At 58.7% G+C, this 17,363-nt stretch carries 16 protein-coding genes; 7 read left to right on the top strand and 9 right to left on the bottom strand.

Annotated features, from left to right (window positions below; genetic code table 11):
• Positions 1–136 precede the first annotated feature (136 nt).
• On the top strand, positions 137–997 hold the full coding sequence (locus tag EL234_RS03140) for a glycosyltransferase (RefSeq protein ID WP_241969068.1): 861 nt from the start codon (positions 137–139) through the stop codon (positions 995–997).
• A 30-nt stretch (positions 998–1,027) separates the two neighbouring features.
• Here EL234_RS03140 and EL234_RS03135 read toward each other — a convergent pair whose 3' ends face one another.
• From EL234_RS03135 to EL234_RS03120, 4 genes are read right to left on the bottom strand one after another with little or no spacing between them, the layout of a single operon-like run.
• On the bottom strand, positions 1,028–1,942 hold the full coding sequence (locus EL234_RS03135; protein WP_126416101.1) for a glycosyltransferase family 2 protein: 915 nt from the start codon (positions 1,940–1,942) through the stop codon (positions 1,028–1,030).
• Positions 1,939–2,934 (bottom strand): dTDP-glucose 4,6-dehydratase, encoded by a 996-nt coding sequence (gene rfbB, locus EL234_RS03130; protein ID WP_126416100.1) that lies wholly within the window; start codon positions 2,932–2,934, stop codon positions 1,939–1,941. Before rfbB ends, EL234_RS03135 begins: the two co-directional genes overlap by 4 nt.
• Positions 2,931–3,359 carry a DUF2304 domain-containing protein gene (locus tag EL234_RS03125; RefSeq protein ID WP_126416099.1) on the bottom strand — a complete coding sequence of 143 codons (429 nt, stop codon included), beginning with the start codon at positions 3,357–3,359 and terminating at the stop codon, positions 2,931–2,933. Before EL234_RS03125 ends, rfbB begins: the two co-directional genes overlap by 4 nt.
• 2 nt (positions 3,360–3,361) lie before the next feature.
• A complete protein-coding gene (locus EL234_RS03120; RefSeq protein WP_126416098.1) occupies positions 3,362–4,069 on the bottom strand; it encodes a glycosyltransferase family 2 protein in 708 nt (235 codons plus the stop codon).
• A gap of 63 nt (positions 4,070–4,132) precedes the next feature.
• Between EL234_RS03120 and EL234_RS03115 the strand changes: the two genes are divergently transcribed.
• The 3 genes from EL234_RS03115 to EL234_RS03105 are packed head-to-tail and all read left to right on the top strand — an operon-like array spanning position 4,133 to position 6,818.
• Positions 4,133–4,735 carry an acyltransferase gene (locus tag EL234_RS03115; RefSeq protein ID WP_126416097.1) on the top strand — a complete coding sequence of 201 codons (603 nt, stop codon included), beginning with the start codon at positions 4,133–4,135 and terminating at the stop codon, positions 4,733–4,735.
• Positions 4,735–5,832 carry a DegT/DnrJ/EryC1/StrS family aminotransferase gene (locus tag EL234_RS03110; protein ID WP_126416096.1) on the top strand — a complete coding sequence of 366 codons (1,098 nt, stop codon included), beginning with the start codon at positions 4,735–4,737 and terminating at the stop codon, positions 5,830–5,832. Before EL234_RS03115 ends, EL234_RS03110 begins: the two co-directional genes overlap by 1 nt.
• Entirely contained in the window at positions 5,832–6,818 is a 987-nt protein-coding gene (locus EL234_RS03105; protein ID WP_126416095.1) for a Gfo/Idh/MocA family protein, read from the top strand. Before EL234_RS03110 ends, EL234_RS03105 begins: the two co-directional genes overlap by 1 nt.
• 93 nt (positions 6,819–6,911) lie before the next feature.
• Here EL234_RS03105 and EL234_RS03100 read toward each other — a convergent pair whose 3' ends face one another.
• Together EL234_RS03100 and EL234_RS03095 are read right to left on the bottom strand one after the other, a co-directional pair.
• Positions 6,912–8,831, bottom strand: a complete 1,920-nt coding sequence (locus tag EL234_RS03100; RefSeq protein WP_164712313.1) for an FG-GAP-like repeat-containing protein — start codon at positions 8,829–8,831, stop codon at positions 6,912–6,914.
• Positions 8,832–8,908: 77 nt separating this feature from the next.
• A complete protein-coding gene (locus EL234_RS03095; RefSeq protein ID WP_126416093.1) occupies positions 8,909–10,123 on the bottom strand; it encodes a glycosyltransferase family 4 protein in 1,215 nt (404 codons plus the stop codon).
• A gap of 102 nt (positions 10,124–10,225) precedes the next feature.
• On the opposite strand from EL234_RS03095, the gene EL234_RS03090 reads away from it, so the two are divergent.
• The 3 genes from EL234_RS03090 to EL234_RS03080 are packed head-to-tail and all read left to right on the top strand — an operon-like array spanning position 10,226 to position 14,155.
• Positions 10,226–12,034, top strand: a complete 1,809-nt coding sequence (locus tag EL234_RS03090) for an ABC transporter ATP-binding protein (protein ID WP_126416092.1) — start codon at positions 10,226–10,228, stop codon at positions 12,032–12,034.
• Positions 12,018–13,079 (top strand): glycosyltransferase family 2 protein, encoded by a 1,062-nt coding sequence (locus EL234_RS03085; RefSeq protein ID WP_126416091.1) that lies wholly within the window; start codon positions 12,018–12,020, stop codon positions 13,077–13,079. Before EL234_RS03090 ends, EL234_RS03085 begins: the two co-directional genes overlap by 17 nt.
• Positions 13,076–14,155 carry a glycosyltransferase family 2 protein gene (locus tag EL234_RS03080; RefSeq protein ID WP_164712311.1) on the top strand — a complete coding sequence of 360 codons (1,080 nt, stop codon included), beginning with the start codon at positions 13,076–13,078 and terminating at the stop codon, positions 14,153–14,155. Before EL234_RS03085 ends, EL234_RS03080 begins: the two co-directional genes overlap by 4 nt.
• Here the strand turns inward: EL234_RS03080 and EL234_RS03075 are convergent.
• From EL234_RS03075 to EL234_RS03065, 3 genes are read right to left on the bottom strand one after another with little or no spacing between them, the layout of a single operon-like run.
• Positions 14,152–15,165 carry a glycosyltransferase family protein gene (locus tag EL234_RS03075; RefSeq protein ID WP_126416089.1) on the bottom strand — a complete coding sequence of 338 codons (1,014 nt, stop codon included), beginning with the start codon at positions 15,163–15,165 and terminating at the stop codon, positions 14,152–14,154. The genes EL234_RS03080 and EL234_RS03075 overlap by 4 nt on opposite strands.
• 35 nt (positions 15,166–15,200) lie before the next feature.
• A complete protein-coding gene (locus EL234_RS03070; RefSeq protein ID WP_126416088.1) occupies positions 15,201–16,250 on the bottom strand; it encodes a glycosyltransferase family 2 protein in 1,050 nt (349 codons plus the stop codon).
• Positions 16,247–17,335: a glycosyltransferase family 4 protein gene (locus tag EL234_RS03065; RefSeq protein ID WP_126416087.1), complete on the bottom strand. Its 1,089-nt coding sequence runs from the start codon at positions 17,333–17,335 to the stop codon at positions 16,247–16,249. Before EL234_RS03065 ends, EL234_RS03070 begins: the two co-directional genes overlap by 4 nt.
• Between the last annotated feature and the right edge of the window lie 28 nt (positions 17,336–17,363).

The raw sequence follows: 17,363 nt of genomic DNA, 5'->3' as shown, positions 1-17,363 counted from the left end.
TTACGCGGTGGGATATACCGCATAAGGCGGGGCTAAGCGGGTAGATTGTGCGCGAGTCACGTTCGCTCGACTAGGTGGCGTGTGGAAAGATCAGCCGTGTGGGAAAATAGATCCCATTAGTTGCAGGGAGGTGCATGTGGTCGACGTCCGCGTGGTGACCGTCGCGTTCAACCCCGGCCAAGAGATCGAGCAGATGGCCGACTCCCTACCTGCAGCTTTTGCAGATTCGAAGGTGAGTTGGGAGCTCGTCGTCGTCAATAACGGCGATAGCGCGCACGTGCTCGACGAACTGTCCGATCGGGCCCGGATTATCGATGCCGGAGCAAACCTCGGCTACGGTGGCGGCAACAACTTGGGGGCACGCGGGCACGACGGCGAATGGCTGCTTTTCGTCAATCCGGACGTGACATTCCACCCGGGTTGCGTGCAGCGGCTGCTCGAGGTCGCTGACCACTACCCACAAGCGGGCGTATTTGGCCCGAAGATTTTGACTCCGCAGGGGGCCGTTTATCCTTCTGCCCGCAGGTTCCCGCGCCTGGTAGCGGGTACGGGGCACGCACTGTTTGCCAACGTGTGGCCGGACAACCCGTGGTCGGCAAAATATCGGGCGGTGGGAGATGCCAACACTACCCATACCGCAGACTGGCTGTCCGGATCATGCCTGCTGGTCAGGGCGCAGGACTTTTTCGCGGTGGGCGGTTTTGACCGCGAGTTCTTCATGTTTTTTGAAGACACGATGCTGGGGGAGGCGATGGAACGCGCCGGGCGGGAGCGAGTGTTCGTCCACGACGCGCTCATCACCCACGACCAGGGTGCGTCTTGGCGTGACCGGCCTGCGCCCATGCTGCGCGCCCATCACGAATCTGCATATAAATATTTGGCGCGGGTCTATTCGGGTCCGTGTTATGCGCCCGTGCGGCTCGTATTAAAAGCCGGTTTGAAAGCCCGGCTGGCCATTCAGATTGCTGGCTCGCGCGCGAACAGACCCCAGCGCTGACCACCACGCTTGGGGACTAACCGGTACGTCTTAGCGCGGCCCGCCGCGGCCCATGATCCCGTCCCGCAGACCTGCTGCGAGCTGGCGAATCCGATCCCGCTTCCGATCTGCAAGAAGCGCGTGGAAAGCGGCGAACTTGGCGAGCCACACGAGGTAGCCCACACGCCAGGCGCCTGGCAGCAACCCAGAGCGCAGAAGAAAAATAGTGTTGCGTGCTAAGTAATAGCAGCGGACAGGGCCGTGTACGTGGACCGGCTGGGCTCGCCCGGGAAGCTGGACCGTCTGATCGCCCAGCGAATGATCGATGCGCGCGCGTGTGTCCACGACCAGCCGGTAACCCTTCGTGCGGGCGCGCAGGCACCATTCAAGATCAACGTGATCGATGAAATAGTTGGCGTTCATCGGCCCGACGTCGGCCAGCACATCGACGGGAATCAGGCAGCCGGACGCCAACAAAAACGCGGCGTCCACGTGCGGTTCGGAGAGCTCCGCGGCGCTGGCTCTGCGCGGGCCCCACCGCCGATCGACGTAGACGAGCTCGTCACCGCCCGGCTTCGCCTCAGCGATGTACGGGCCAACCGCACCGATAGGTTCCGCGGCGCCGTTTTCTGTTTGGCCGTAGTACTGGAGGGTATCGAGCAGGCGCTCCACCATATCCGGTGCCGGTAGGGAGTCTTGATCGGACAGCAACACGTGCGTAGCCCCAAGCTCCCGAGCGCGCACGATTCCAACGTTCTGCGCGTTAGCGATCCCCGTGTTCTCGCCCAACTCGACAAGCTGAGCCCCGACGTCGTCGATCGCAGCCTTGATCTGTGCCAGCGCGGCCGGCGGCGAACCGTTGTCAACGACGACGATCCGCGCCACTTGCGGCGCCAGCGCCCGCAGTAGCTGAGCGGTACGTTCGTCCGGCCCGTAGGTGACGACGACGGCGACAACGCTGGTCACTGACCTGCCTGCCGGTACTTCGCCTCCACCTCTTCCTTCTGCGGACGCCACCAAGCTTCGTTGTCGCGGTACCACGCGATCGTGGCACGCAGGCCGTCACGGAAAGACGTGTATTGGGGCTGCCAGCCAAGTTCTTCCACAAGCATCGTGTTGTCGATGGCGTAGCGCTGGTCGTGGCCGGGGCGGTCAGCAACGTGGTCGAAGTCGTCCTTGTCGTAGCCGAACTCTTCGAGAATCAGCTGCGTGACTTCAAGGTTGGTCTTTTCGCCGTCGGCGCCGATGAGGTAGGTTTCGCCGATGCGGCCCTTGTTGATGATGTCCCACACGGCCGTGTTGTGGTCGTGGACGTGAATCCAGTCGCGTACCTGCTCGCCCGTGCCGTAGACGCGGGGTTTGACCCCGTCGATCATGTTCGTGATCGTGCGCGGGATGAACTTTTCCACGTGCTGGTAGGGCCCGTAGTTGTTTGAGCAATTCGAGATGGTTGCTTCGATCCCGAACGAGCGCACCCACGCCCGCACAAGGTGATCGGAGGAGGCCTTGGATGCCGAATACGGCGAAGACGGCACGTAGGGATCGCCCGGTAGGAACTTGCGCGGGGAGCCGAGCTCGAGATCGCCGTAGACCTCGTCGGTCGAGATGTGGTGGAGGCGCCCACCGTGACGGCGCAACGCTTCGAGGATCTGATAGGTGCCGATAATGTTTGACTGGATGAACGGCCACGGGTCACGCAACGAGTTATCGTTGTGTGACTCGGCGGCAAAGTGAACGACGACGTCGGCCTGCTCCACCAGCGGATCGATGACATCGCGATCAGCGATATCACCCTCGACGAGCGTGACCTTCGAGCCGAGTTCCTCAATGGAATCCTTATTACCGGCGTAGGTGAGCTTGTCGACGACAGTAACCTCGGCGTCGGCAACCTCAGATGCGGTGTAGTTGACGAAGTTGGCGCCAATGAAACCGGCTCCGCCGGTGACGAGAATTTTCATTCTTCCTCTTCCTTTTCTGTTGGGGTTGCTTCCTCGCCGTGGAGTACTGCTTGCGAGGGGTCAGCAGTTGGTACGAAAGTGTCCGCTCGAGTGATCGTGTCCGGATGCGTGCGAGCAATCGCAAGCTCCCGGGAAAGCTCGACGAGCCGGTTTTCGAGAATAACCATACGCCGGTAGGAGACGACGGCGTAGGACAGGAACGCGATGATAAGCAGGTAGAGCAGCAGGTCGGTGCCGCGGCCGACTCCCACGGCGTGGGCGACTTTCGTGGTGAGTTCGGGGAAGAAGATCGAGACGGCAGCCAGGATGACGAACAGCACGAGTAGCACGCGACGCAAGGCCACGTTTTTCGTGTTTTGCGTACCTCGAATGAGAATCCCTGCGACGATGAGGATGACAGTGAGAAGGATAATCTTGATCAGCATACTTATCGGCTCTCGCTCGGTGCGAATATCATGTCGGTCATAATGTTGACCCCGTTCAACAGGCTTTGCCCTTTAGATCGGGAATAGTCAGTGTAATCAATGGTCACAGATTCTTCAGCCCAGCGCAGGTTCATGGAGGCGAGCTGGTTGATGATTTGGGAGGCGTGGGCCATGCGGTGCATGGTGAGATCGAGCCGTGCTGCGGCGTCGCGCCGTAGTACGCGCAGGCCGTTGTGAGCGTCGGTGAGGTTCATGCCGGTGCGTAGCCGGGTAACTTTCGCGGCGGTGGACAGCACGAGCTTCTTCAACCAGCCAGCTTGGTGGGATTCACCAAGGAAACGGGAGCCGAGGACGAAAGACAGGTCTTCTGCTTCGGCGCGTTCAATCATTCGCATCGCGTCGGTCGTGCGATGCTGCCCATCGGCGTCGAACGTGACGAGGTATTTGGCATCCGTGTACGTGAGTGCCCAGGTAATTCCCGTCTGTAGGGCGGCACCTTGGCCAAGGTTAATGGGATGGTCGACGACGATCGCGCCGGCAGATCGCGCAAGCTCAGCCCCGTCGTCGTGCGAACCGTCATTCACGCACACGATATTGGGGAAAGTTCTTTTCGCATTCGTGATCACGTCAGAGATCACCGTGGCTTCGTTATAGAGTGGCACGACGAGCCAACTCACCCGCGAAAGGTTGTGAAAAGCACCGGCTTGCATAGGTTATATTATTACATAAGGTTTACACCGCTTTTTGAGGCCTCAACACTCTAGGAGAGATGGATGACAACTGGTCCACGGATCGCCCCATCAGCAGACGTATCGCAACAGGCTCAGATCGGGGAAGGCTCCAGTGTGTGGCACCTCGCTCAAGTCCGCGAAGATGCGGTGCTTGGTCACAACTGCGTGGTCGGGCGCGGAGCCTATATCGGCACCGGCGTTGAGGTTGGTGATAACTGCAAGATCCAAAACTATGCACTGGTCTATGAGCCGGCGAAGTTAGCGGACGGCGTGTTCATCGGCCCGGCCGTGGTGCTCACCAACGATCACTATCCGCGTGCGATTAACCCGGATGGCACGCTGAAGTCGGCTTCCGACTGGGAGCAAGTGGGGGTCACGATTGAGACGGGCGCGGCGATTGGTGCGCGCTCGGTGTGCGTGGCTCCCGTGACGATTGGGGCGTGGGCTCTGGTTGCTGCTGGTGCTGTGGTTACTAAGGATGTGCCGGCTCACGCACTCGTTGCAGGCGTGCCAGCCAAGCAGATTGGCTGGGTTGGCCATGCCGGCGTCAAACTCGAAGAACAAGAAAACGGAACGCTGCGTTGCCCTCAAACAGGCGATGTGTATGAAAAATTCGACAACACAATTCGAAAGGTTGCTAAGTAATGGTTGAGATGATCCCGGCTGCTAAGCCAATTGTGGGCGACGAGGAACGCAAGGCGGTTGACGCCGTCCTAGCCTCGGGCATGCTCGCCCAAGGCGCTGAAGTTGCCTCATTCGAGGAAGAGTTTTCCAAGCAGCTCACCCCGGGCGCACAGGTTGTTGCGGTTAACTCCGGAACGTCCGCGCTGCACATCGGTCTGCTGGCCTCCGGCATTGGTGCCGGCGACGAGGTGATCGTGCCGTCGTTCACCTTCGCGGCAACCGGTAATTCGGTGGCGCTGACTGGTGCAACCCCGGTGTTTGCAGACATTGAGCCCGACTACTTCTGCCTTGACCCGGATTCGGTGCGTGCGTCGATCACGGATAAGACAAAGGCGATCATGCCCGTTCACCTGTACGGCCACCCAGCTAACATGGCTGAGCTGCGCAAGATTGCCGACGAGCACGATCTGATGATCTTCGAAGATGCCGCCCAGGCACACGGCTCGTCCCTGGACGGCCAGATGGTCGGTACGTTTGGCACGTTTGCTGCGTTCTCGTTGTACCCGACGAAGAACATGACCTCCGGTGAGGGCGGCATGATCTCCACCCCGGATGCCGAGGTTGCACGCCGCTCGCGTCTGCTGCGTAACCAGGGCATGGAGGTTCAGTACCAGAACGAGCTCGTGGGCCTGAACAACCGGATGACGAACATTCACGCTGCGATTGGCCGCGTGCAATTGACCAAGCTTGCTGACTGGACGGCCACCCGCCAGGCGAACGCCAAGTTCTTGAATGAGAACCTCACCGGCGTTGTGACCCCGCCCGTCGCTGATGGTGCGGTACACGTGTACCACCAGTACACGATCCGCGTGAGCGATGACCGCGATGGTTTCGCGAACGCGCTGCGCGAAGAGTACAAGGTGGGCTGCGGAGTTTACTATCCAATCCCGAACCACCGCCTGCCGTCGCTGGCTCCGTACGCGCCGGGTCTGGACCTGCCGGAAACCGAACGTGCCGCGCAAGAAGTTATTTCTCTGCCGGTTCACCCCTCGCTTAGCCAGGAGGATTTGGATCGGATTGTGGAAGCTGTCAACGCGGTTGCGAAGGCAGGTGCGTAATGACTATCCGCTACGGACTCATTGGCCTAGGCTCGATGGGGCGCCACCACGCGCGCAACATTCGGGCGCTGGAGGGTGCCGAGCTCGTCGCCGTCGCCGATCCCTATGGTGACAAGTTCGGGGTGGCTGGCGATCTCGAGGTGCTCAACGACGTCGAGGCGCTGATCGACGCGGGGATTGACGCCGCCATGGTGGCCGTGCCTACCGGCCAACATGCTGAAGTGGCGCTCAAACTGGCTGAAGCCGGCGTGCATACGATGGTGGAAAAGCCGCTGGCCTCCACGATTGAGGAGGGCGAGCAACTGGTTGAGGCGTTCGAATCGGCGGGCTTGATTGGCGCCGTCGGATACGTGGAGCGCTGCAACCCGGCACTGCTCGAGATGCGCCGCCGCTTGGCTGACGGCCAGCTCGGCAAGGTCTACCAGGTGACGACACGGCGGCAGTCCCCGTTCCCTGCGCGTATTGCGGACGTGGGTGTGGTCAAGGATTTGGCTACTCATGATGTTGATCTCACAGCGTGGGTGGCAGGTTCTGATTATGCGGCGATTTCCGCGCAGACCGCCTACCGCGCTGATCGGGAATACGAGGATCTGGTGACTGCCTCTGGCAAGCTGAAGAACGGCGTGCTCGTCAACCATCTGGTGAACTGGCTGACTCCGTACAAGGAACGCCAGACCGTAGTGCTCGGTGAGCATGGCGCTCTTGTTGCTGACACCGCGATGGGTGATCTGACGTTCTACGAGAACGGCTCGTTGCCACTGGGTTGGGATCAGCTACGCGCGTTCCGGGGAGTTTCGGAGGGCCAGGTGATCCGGTACGCGTTTGAGAAGCGTGAGCCGCTGGCTGTTGAGCACGAGAATTTCCGTGACGCGATCCTCGGTAAGGGTAGCGATCACGTAACTATGCGTGAGGCTCTCAAGACGATGAAGGTTGTGCAGGGCATGCTCGATTCGGCTGCTGACGACGGCCGAGCAGTCACGTTCTGACGTTCTCGCTTCCTGTACGAATAAGGTCGGGTTCGACAGCGTCGAACCCGACCTTATTGCTGTAGTAGCAGTTCTACGCGGAGATGCGTTCCGCTACTCCTCTCGTGTCGCTACACGTTCTGGCGGTTGAGGCCCAGCTGACGGGCTTGGGATAGCCGGTTCGTCCGGAGCGTTTGCCGATCCGTCAGGTGTGGCGCTTGCAGGGGCGTCAGTAGGCTCTGCGATCGGCTCCAACGGCTCTGAGCTTTCCAGCGGAGTGGGATCGTCTGCAGGTTCCGTGGTCGCAGGCGCCGGGCTCGGTGTGGGTAGGTTATTTGCCCAGATCAGGTGTGCAGTGCCGGAATCGTCGATCCAGTACAGCTGTGCGATACGCCCAGACAGGGTGAGCGTGCCGGATGCCGTGGTGCCGTCGTCAACGAACGAGATCAGTGAATCATCTTCGCGAGCTGAACAGAATTTAGCATCCTCATCGAACGTGTTGACAGGGAAGCCACGCGAATCGATTGCCACGAAGCTTTCGGCTGGAACGGACACGTATCCTTCCTCCGTGGAATCGGGGGCTGTGACGGTGAAGTCCACCTCGAGGAAGTCGCCGTCTGTAAGGGTTCCAAGATCGGACGTGCAGCCAACGCTTGGCGTAGCCTGCGTGACCGTGACGGGAATGTCGGTGGCAATGCTTGCAGCGCCGAGCTTTGGCGTGGAGCGGAATCCCGACCTGCCCTGAGCAAACCAATCGCCGGTATGTACCAGGTACCCGTTTCGCGTAACCCATCGGGCTTGCCGATCCGTGGTCTGGTAGATCCACACGGGCGCCCCATCCGAGGTGGTGGCTGGTGCACGCCAGTATCGCATGCTGTTACGTGGGCGATCTGGATAGTAGCCTTCGTAGACGTCGAGGCGGCGGAGATTCGCGTCCAAGGTGCTCGCAGGGAACTCCATAACCTGCCCAAGAAGTGGGCGTGAGGCCGCTCCCTTGACCGCCCACGGCCATTTACCGCTGTGGGTTACCCACAGTTGGTAGCCGGGAACGGTGGCGTAGCGTTCAGAGACTGTGCGTCCTTTAACCATGTGATAGCCGATGTCGCCGGTTCGCAGCGTGCCGTAAACGAACGGTTGACGCAATTTCGGGCGCGGAGCAGGCTTCGGGCGCGGACGTGGAGCAGGCGGGCCTGCTTTGGCCGTCACCTCCCATGGCCCAGGCAGGGTCATGTTCTGCCAGCCGTGGCCGATTTGCCGTGCGGACCGGAAGTAGCCATTTCCCATTCCGGGATAAAGGTAAAGGCGGCCGTTGTTGTGCTGTCCGATGATGTCGGGGATACCGTCACCATTCATGTCTCCGAAAGAGGCAATATTGACGAAGTCAGTCCAGCCGTAGCCAATCTTTTGCGGTGGCAAGAATCCGCCGCGGCCGTTGCCTGGATACAGGTAGAGGAGTCCGGTATCTTTTTCGCGGGCAATAACGTCAGCATGACGATCGCTGGTGAGGTCTCCGGGAGAGAGGATGATGTCCATCCCGTTCCACCGCTGCCCGATTTGGCGAACCGTGCCCCATGATCCGGCGCCGCGCGTGGGATAGAGCAGGAGCCGTCCGTCAGATGTGCGAGCCAAGATGTCTGGCCTGCCATCGCCGTCCCAGTCGGAAACCGGCACCATCGCTGTCATGGAGTGCCACCCTTTGCCGATCTGGTAACCGCCATACAGAGCAGACCCGGTGGAATGGTAGATGCGTAGTAACCCGTCAGGGGAGCGGACGATCACATCGCCGTACGTGCCGCCCGATAGTGAGTCGATCTGGAATCCGTAGTCGAATCCGCCCCAGCCGTTGCCCATGTGACGCCCGCGTGCAAAAAGTTCTGAGCGGCCACCGCCGTAGGAATAGAGGTGGTTTGTGCCTTCTTGACGGGCCAGCAGTGACATCGAATAGCCTTGCTTGATTGTGCTTGCATGTGCTGGAACAAGCAGTCCGAAGACTAGTGCGAGTGATGTAACGATAGTCAGGATGATACGTTTCATGGCCGGTGTATCTTTCATACGATTTTTATAGCATCTTTTTTTAAATGCTACTCCTCCAGAGCTTTTGACGTAGCTGGCTAGGTGGTAGAGCTGCGCGGCTTAGATTTTGCCGACGCGGCGTCTTCGATCACTGTGACGGCACGGCGAGCGACGGCGTTAAGCGAGACGTTGTCTCGCGCCCACTGGCTAACCGCGTTGCGTTCCGAGGTATCTCGTGGTTCTTCGATTGTCTTCCAAAGGGCTTGAGCGACGTCGGCGACGTCGTAATCTGCTGCGGTTCCGAGGCGGAGCGGCTGCAAACCGCTAACCTGCGTATTTACGAATTCCCTGCCTGGCCCGATTCCGGCATAGACGAGCGGCGCCCCGCATACGGCTGCCGAGTAGAGTTTCGTCGGGAAAGCAAAATCATACCCAACCCCGGGAAGCACACTGGCGAGCGCGGCCGTGCTCGTATAGAGAATGGGTGCTAGCTGGTCGGGTGGGAGAACAGGTTCGATGCTGATGTGATCTTCAATCCCATGTTTCTTGGCTTTTTCACGGATGATTTCATGTTGAGAGCCGCCGCCGATGAAGCGGATTCGCGCATCAGGAATATCAGGCACGATCTGAGCAAGTGCCTCAACGAAAATGTCAGCGCCATGCCACTCGGAGGCGGTTCCGGCGTAGACGAACTCGGCGTGATGCGGCTGAAAAGATTCACCGCTCTCTGACGGGTCAGGGAGTCCGCGGGCGAGATCGTCGGCAGCCACACCATTTCCGACCGTGACCACTTGGGAACGTACGCCCAAGTCAGTCAGGCGGGATTCTACGCCTTCTGACACGGACAGGATCGCGGCAGCTCCGTTCCACGCGAATTTCTCAATGGCCCGTACGATGCCCGTCACGATTGTAGGTGCCTCGGTTTGGGTGGCAGCGTCTGCCCACACGTCGGCCGCGTAGTACACGTACGGCGTGCGTTTCAGCGCGTTCGCGAGCCGCCCGACGAATCCGGTGGTTGGCGGAGGTTCAATCACGACGACGTCGTACCGGCGTCGTAAAAGGCGAAAGAAAAGCGGAATGTCGAAACTTAAGTAGGGAATGTACCCGCGCACATAATCATTCGAATCACGGATGACTGGCGAACGCCGAATCATGTAGGGCGGATTCGCCACGCTCATCCCTGCGGGAGGTGTGACTGTGAGGACCTCGACGTCGTGTCCGGTGTCGTGGAGAGCCTGGGCGAGTGCTGCAAGCCGAAAGGACGCAGCCGCTGGTTCGGGCATAAATATTCGGCTCGCAATGGCAACTTTCATAGATCCTCCCCAAGATGTTAGTAGTCTAGTGGAGTAGGATTATTTCGTAAAACGGCACGCTAGGTCGGTTTTATCGTTGTTTCCAAGGTGAAAGATGAGGCTATGAAAGACGGCTACAACAATCTGAAGCGCGTGTTGCCGTATCTGCCGGCTGGAGCCGGGCAATACATGATCATTTACATGGTCGTAGCTTCGATTCTTTCGATTCTTGATGTTGCCGCATTGATGGCGTTGGCGTTGGCTGCGACGGCGATCATTGCGGGCAATGACATCGTGATTCCCGTGGTGGGGTGGCGTTTTGGGCCTGAGAGCTACGTGTGGGTCATCATCGTTATCTCCTCCCTCATTTTGTTGAAAGCCGTTCTTTCGCTTATCCAGCAGTGGTTTGCTACCCGTAAATTCGCTAATTTCGAGCTCGAGTTGGGCACAACGCTGTTTAACGCGTATTTGGGAGCCCCGTGGGTGGATCGGCTGAGCCGGTCGTCGTCGGAATTGGTGAGGATGGCCGACGTCGGTGTGGCAGCTATTAACTCGGGTCTGATCATGCCGTTTATGGGGTTGCCGTCGATGATGATTTCTGCGATCACAGTGGTGGCGATCCTATTGGCGGCTGAACCTTTGACAGCCGTTGTGACAATGGCTTATTTGGGATTAATCGCAGCTTTTATTTACGTTTTGCTGTCGAGGCGAACGGTGGAAGCGGGGCGCGTTAATCGCCGGTATTCGTACAAGGCGGCTGGCCTGATGACGGACATGGTGGGCGCGTTGAAAGAGGTGACGCTTCGCGACAAGTTCGACGAGGTCTCCTCTGTAGTTCAGGACGCTCGTTATCATGCGACTCGGGCACGCGCGAACATTCAGTTCCTCGGTTCGGTTCCACGCTTCGTTATGGACTTCGCGCTCATTGGGGGCCTTGTTCTTATCGGCGCGTCGCAGTTCCTCATGTCGGGTGATTTCACGGATGCTATCAACGCGATCGTGTTGTTTGCTGCAGCGGCAATCCGGCTCATTCCGGCGTTAACAGGTTTCCAGAGCACAGTGAATGTGCTGAATTCGAATGCGTCGCAGGTGCGCGCAATTTTGCGGGATATCGAAGACGCCCAGGGGTATCTGGCTCGCAAGAAGATTGCGGGCAAACAGCGCCTTGAACACGCCCCGCGGGAGCTCGTGTTGGATAACGTCAGTTTCACCTATCCGACCAGGGAAGATCCTGCGGTGCGTGATATTTCGATGACAATCCAGATGGGCACGTCGGTAGCCTTCGTCGGTGAATCGGGATCAGGAAAGTCTACGCTCGTTGACGTGATATTGGGTTTGCTTGAACCGCAGCAGGGAACAATTAAGGTTGATGGGCACGATATCGACGACGTGCTCGCCCACTGGCGTTCGCTTATTGGATATGTGCCACAAGATGTTTCCTTGTTTGATGGCACGATCGAGCAGAACGTGGCTCTCACGTGGAAGGGCGAAATCGATCGGGACAAGGTGATCGAGTGCCTGAAGAAGGCCCAAATGTGGGAAACCACGCAGGAACGCCCTGGCGGCTTACAGGCTCGAATCGGTGAGAGAGGCATGGGGCTGTCGGGCGGGCAGCGCCAACGGCTCGGCATCGCACGCGCGCTGTATTCTGATCCTGCGATCTTGATCTTGGATGAGGCAACATCCGCGTTAGATACTGAGACTGAGGCTGAGGTTGCGAGCGCGATTGCTGGCCTGCGCGGGGAATTGACCCTCATTTCTATCGCTCACCGGTTATCGACTGTTAAGGATTCGGACGTGCTGTTCTACATGGAAGATGGCCGCGTGGTGACAAGCGGAACATTCGACGAAGTGGTAGCCACGGCTCCTCGGTTTGCGATGCAAGCCCGTTTGGCCGGTCTGTACGTTCCAGAACATGAAGAGGCTAATTAGCATGAACCCGACTACCCAAGTAGTTATTGCGGTGCATTCCCCGCAGCGTCCCGTACGCCGAGCCATCGATTCGGTGCTTGCCGACGAAGAAGCAGCCGTCATTGTCGTCGCCCATAATGTGGCGCCGAGCTTGTTAGATATTCCCGACGACGATCGAGTCACCGTTATCGAGCACACAGGGGAGAAGGGGATGCCCGGCGCGCCGCGGAATACGGGTTTGGCCGCGGCGACGTCTGATTGGGTGAGTTTTCTCGATTCAGATGATTATTTTCAGCCGAATGCGCTCGCGGCGATGCGTAAGCGCGGGCAGCAAACAGATTCCCAGTATGTGATAGCACCATTTTTTAAAGTGGGAAAGCGAACGAAATCCTGGCTGCCCACGCACCGAACTCATGGGCTTCGGCCGCAATCAGACGGCCTGTTTTACAGGACTGCGCCATTTGGTCTTTTTAGGCACGCAGCTCTCGATGGCATGGCCTATAGGGAAGATGTGCGCACGGGTGAGGACATCCGAGTCTCCACAGACCTGTGGAGCCGGAAGCGCGGAATCTGCCATTTTTGGAAAGATCCGGCCTACGTGTTGGAAGCAGATCAAAACGACCGAATAACCACGACTCCGATGGACCTGCGCGAGTCGGGGCAAGGTTGGCACGAGTTGTGGGACGAGCCGTTTGTTAAAAACTGGAGTAACGCCGTCCGCCACGCCTATGCGGTTAAGGTTGCGCGTATCCACGTGACAGACGCGGTAGCTGCGCGGCCGAACGAAGAGATGTGGAATGAGGGCGAGTTCGATTGGCTTGTTGAGGCTACCCGGAGGCTGATGGCCGAGGATCCCCATGCGGATAGACCACTTCCGCACGGCCAGAGCGAATTAATCCGTGCGATCTGCGCTGGCGATCTCGACGAAGCGCTCGAGCTGAACCAGCGCGGATGGTCCGACCAGGGGCCACGGCGTGCTTTCGATCAGATTTTGGAAGCGGAGAGCCCGTTGCGGTGGCGGATCAAGAACTATGTTGCGAACAAGAGGAGAGTGAAGAGCGCGTGAGGGGTATTCATACTCAGATCGTCATTCCGGTACACGATGAAACACGGCCCATTCGGCGTGCGGCCGAGTCCGTGTTGGCTGACCCGCTCAGCGGAGTCATTGTGATCGCTCACAACATCGATCCAGAGATTCTTGACATTCCTGAACACGATCGGCTGGAGGTTGTTCCGCTCGAGGGTGCAAAGGGGATGCCGGGTGCGACCTTTGACGCGGGAATCGCGGCAGCAACAGCTCCGTGGGTGGGCATCATGGGATCAGACGATTGGTATGACGCCGGAGCCTTGGAAGCTATGCGGGAACGCCAGAAAGCCGATGGTTCCGACGGCGTAATTGCTCCGCTTCGCCACCAGCTCACCGACATCAATACGCTCAAGCCGCTGACCTGGCGCACCAGCAAATTGGACGCGGTGCGTGATCGCCTGTTCTATCGGACCGCTCCACTGGGAATCTACCGGACTGAGATGATGCAAGACCCGCACCTACGCTTTGGCGCAGTGTTCCCGGCTGGATCAGACCAGCGAGTCTCCGCGCTGATGTGGACGTCGGGGCGAAACTTTTCTTATTACTGGAACGATCCGGCGTATGTGGTGGGTAAAGATGCGAAGACCCGCGTAACCTTCACGCCTAGACCGCTAGCCCAGACCGGGGCTCCGTATGACAATCTCCTCGAAGAACCAGGCGTGCTGGCGTTCACGGAACGGCAAAAGCATGCGCTCGCAGTCAAGATGGCTCGCGTGCACGTCATTGATCTTGCCCGGTTGCGTCCGAATCTGAGTGATTGGCGCGAGGGTGATTTTAACTGGCTGTCCAGATATGTGAAGAAACTGCGTAACTTCGATCCGACATTCGATAGGCCACTTTCGCGGCGTGATGCCGCAGTGGTATCAGCTGCCGAAGCTGGAGACTTACCGCGGATGCTCAAAGCGGTGGAATCCTACGGAGAAGCTGGGATTGTCTCGCGTGTGCTCACATCGAGCCTGACGGGTACTTTCTTTGAACACGATGCTCCGCTACGCAACGCGTTCACCGGAATTGCAGCCCGCGAACGCGGCCGGATCAGGGCTATTCGGGGCTAGACGCCGCTCGGATCCAAACCGAGGGTTTCGCGGTAGGCTCGTTGGAGGCCCGGCACGTAGCTGTCTGCTAAGTGCCGATCTAACACCCACTGTTTGGCACCTAATTCTTCGGTCGCTGAGAAAGGATCGTCCAACGCGAGGCGGATTCCTTCAACTACCGCGTCGAGGTCTCCTTCGATCACGGGCGGAGTGGCGCCGTCGGTTGGACGGGGAATGCGAGAACCAAGAACAGCGACCGGAAGACCGATGGCCATGGCTTCGAATTCGGAGACGCCGAGCATGGGTTGGGCTTGTCCGATGGCGATAGTGGCCTCTGATATCCACCGCACGTAATCGCTGTGGCCCATTTTAGGAACGAGGTTGACTCCGGCTTGCCGTGCCTGCTCGGTCTGGTCGCCCCAGTCGAGTCCTTCGAGTGCGACGCCGGGAAAAGCACGGCGCAATTCCCGTGCGAGAGCAATATTCGCGGGTGCGCCTTTGATATCTTCCCAGCGGGAAAGAAACACGATCTTCTGTGGCTGCTGGTCTGTGTATGCCCAGGGGACAAGGCGATCCGGTTCAATGAACGCTGGCATGAACTCGGCACCCGGGAATGCTTCCTCAGCGTTTTCACGCGTGTCTAGATTCGTGTAATAGACCCGTTCAGCGCCTTCGATCCACGGCTGCACTTTGCTCTTCCTGCGCCCATTAGCCCAGTGCTTGCGGATGTCAGTGCCGTGTAAATGGAGAAAATAGGGGCGTTCGGGCATGAATTTGTTTTGCGCGTTGGGGACCACCATCGCGTAATGGATGTGCACAATATCTGCTTTGGCGATCGCGCGACGATTTCGCAGAAGTAGCTTGGCAGTGAACCCTTTTGACACCAGCGGATTATTGGGCCGGTTTGATGGGCGGACGGCTTCGGCTGAGAGGTAATCCCAGTGGAGGCCGTGCCTTTTCGCTGCTCGGACGAGAGCTCCGCCGACATCAGCGCAATCATGAAAATGTAAAATCCGTGGTTCGCTCGCCATGGGATAAGTCTAGAACACTGTGCAGATGTAAGCATCTAGCGCATGAGAGCCGAGGCGACCGTAAAACGAAGCGAGCCAGCTGCGTTCAGCCATGACCTAGGGTGTGGCCCCACGAGGCTACGTGGCGATCGATAGTTTTTCGCTGCGGACAGTACAGCGGGAAAACGAGCGCTGTCTTTGGCGATGATAACCCTGAGTAGCTGAAGTTCTGAAAAGGACAGGAGCTGATGGCCGGCCTCGCCCAACGCAAGCCGGCTGATACGTACGAGCGAGTCGAGGTCTGCCCGTTCCCAGGAAGTCTGTTCCCTGCGCTTGTACACGGAATCGATCACGTTGCGCCGGAAAATCTTCACGCCAATAGATAGCCGGACCTTGTTGCTTTGCTTTGCGAACCACTTTGAGGTCAAGAGCTGTTCGCACGTGCCGAGCTCTTCGGCTACGGGCTTGGCCACCCATGTGACGCGGTCTGAGGCATCTGACATTTCCACATAGCCTGGACATGCGCCCGCGTAGACAACTTTACCGCCGGCCCATAGTTTTGACACGAACTCGAGGTCACCGCCGTTGCGAGCTCCAGGCGTGAGCCTCAGTCCGAGCCGATCTACGGCGTCGCGTTTGACGATTCCAAGCGGAGCGCTACGATACGGCAGACGATCGTTCAAAATATCTAGATATCCGCGGCGCCATGGCCGCACGGCCGGGGAGCGCACCAGCGTCCGCTCGTCGCCACGCATAACGCGAGCGATGACGGCATCTGCCTCATGCTGTGCGGCCAAATCGAGCCAGGCGCGGATAGCGCCAGGTTCGAGGAAATCATCTGAGCCCATAATGGACACGAAATCGGCCGTTGATGTTTCGATCCCGTGCATGAACGGCCCAGAAGGTGAGGGAATGTTATCGGCAAGCTCAAGGAACGTGACCTGGTCTGCCAAGTCGGGCGGAAATGTATCGCGAATCTCGGCAACCCCTACGTTGTGGCAGACGACGACGGTGCGAGCTTCCGGATTTCCTTCCACGATGGAACGCGCAGCCCTCGCAACAGGCCGTGCGGGATTGTGTGCGGCAATGATGACGTCGACTCTCATGCGGTGACCTCACGGTAGACCTGCGACCAGCGTTCGCGGAATGCATCCTCCGAAAAGTTATGCCGCAATTGGCGGGAAACGTCGGTGAAGTCTACCGTGCGACCAATTTCGCCCGCCCGTTCGATCGCGTCTGCGAAAGCTTCTGGTGTGCGTGTATGTACGAACGTTGTGTAGGGTTCACGGGCAAAATCTGTGTGTCCGCCACGTTCTTGGATAACGAGCGGCCGGCCAGCAACTAACGCTTCGGCTGCTACCAGTGAAAAAGTCTCTTCTGTGGAGGTATGTAACACGACGTTGCACATCTCCAACTGGCGGAATAGCTCCTGCCTGCTCACGTGTCCGAGAAGAGTGAGAGATTGTGCGACGCCGAGTTGTTCGGCCAGTTCGAGCACGTCGGCTTCCATATCACCGGTTCCGGCCCACGCGAGATGTGCGTCAACCCCGCGCTCGCGGAGCACTCCCAGGGCACGTACAGCCATCAGTGGATCCTTAATCGGGCTCAGGTATCCAACACTGAGAATGCGGAGTTGCGGGGACGGTTCTGGTTGTGGCGGATCAAGGAGTGGCGGCGCATCTACAATGTTTGGAATCACGCGCACGTCGCGACCAGATAGTGCCTCAACTTCGCTGGCAAGATAGCTTGATACGCCGGATGCGACTGTGGGGCGGGCCATCGTGATTTTAACGGCCAGTTTTTCAAGCCTGGCAAACCGCGAGCTACGAATCCGCATCATTCCGTGCCAGTGCTCGGTGTGCACAACCGGTGCAGAAAAGGGAACGGGGAGAATTTTTAGAAGCGACGAAAAAGCCATGGTATGGACGACGTCGGCGTTCTTCAAGTACGGGTAAGCCCGCCGAATTGCACGTATCCACGAAAGCGGGTTCGTGAGTTGGAGAGGCACCCGAATCCCCGGGATTCCATCGAGATTGATGGTGCGGCGCCCGTCGTCGAGATGCGGGTCAACAAAATGGACTATCCGTACGTCGTGATCGTGGGCCAGCGCCCGGGCGTCGGTGGCGACGAAGCTACCCGCACCCGGCTTGACATCAGTGGGGAACCAAGATGTTACGACGCATACCTTCATAGCCGGATTCTAGCACGCAGGTAAAACA

Origin of the sequence: Trueperella bialowiezensis (genome assembly GCF_900637955.1) — a bacterium.
GTDB lineage: Bacteria > Actinomycetota > Actinomycetes > Actinomycetales > Actinomycetaceae > Trueperella > Trueperella bialowiezensis.
The sequence above is the reverse complement of the archived record's forward strand: the minus strand, read 5'-3'. Positions and strand labels throughout refer to the sequence as shown.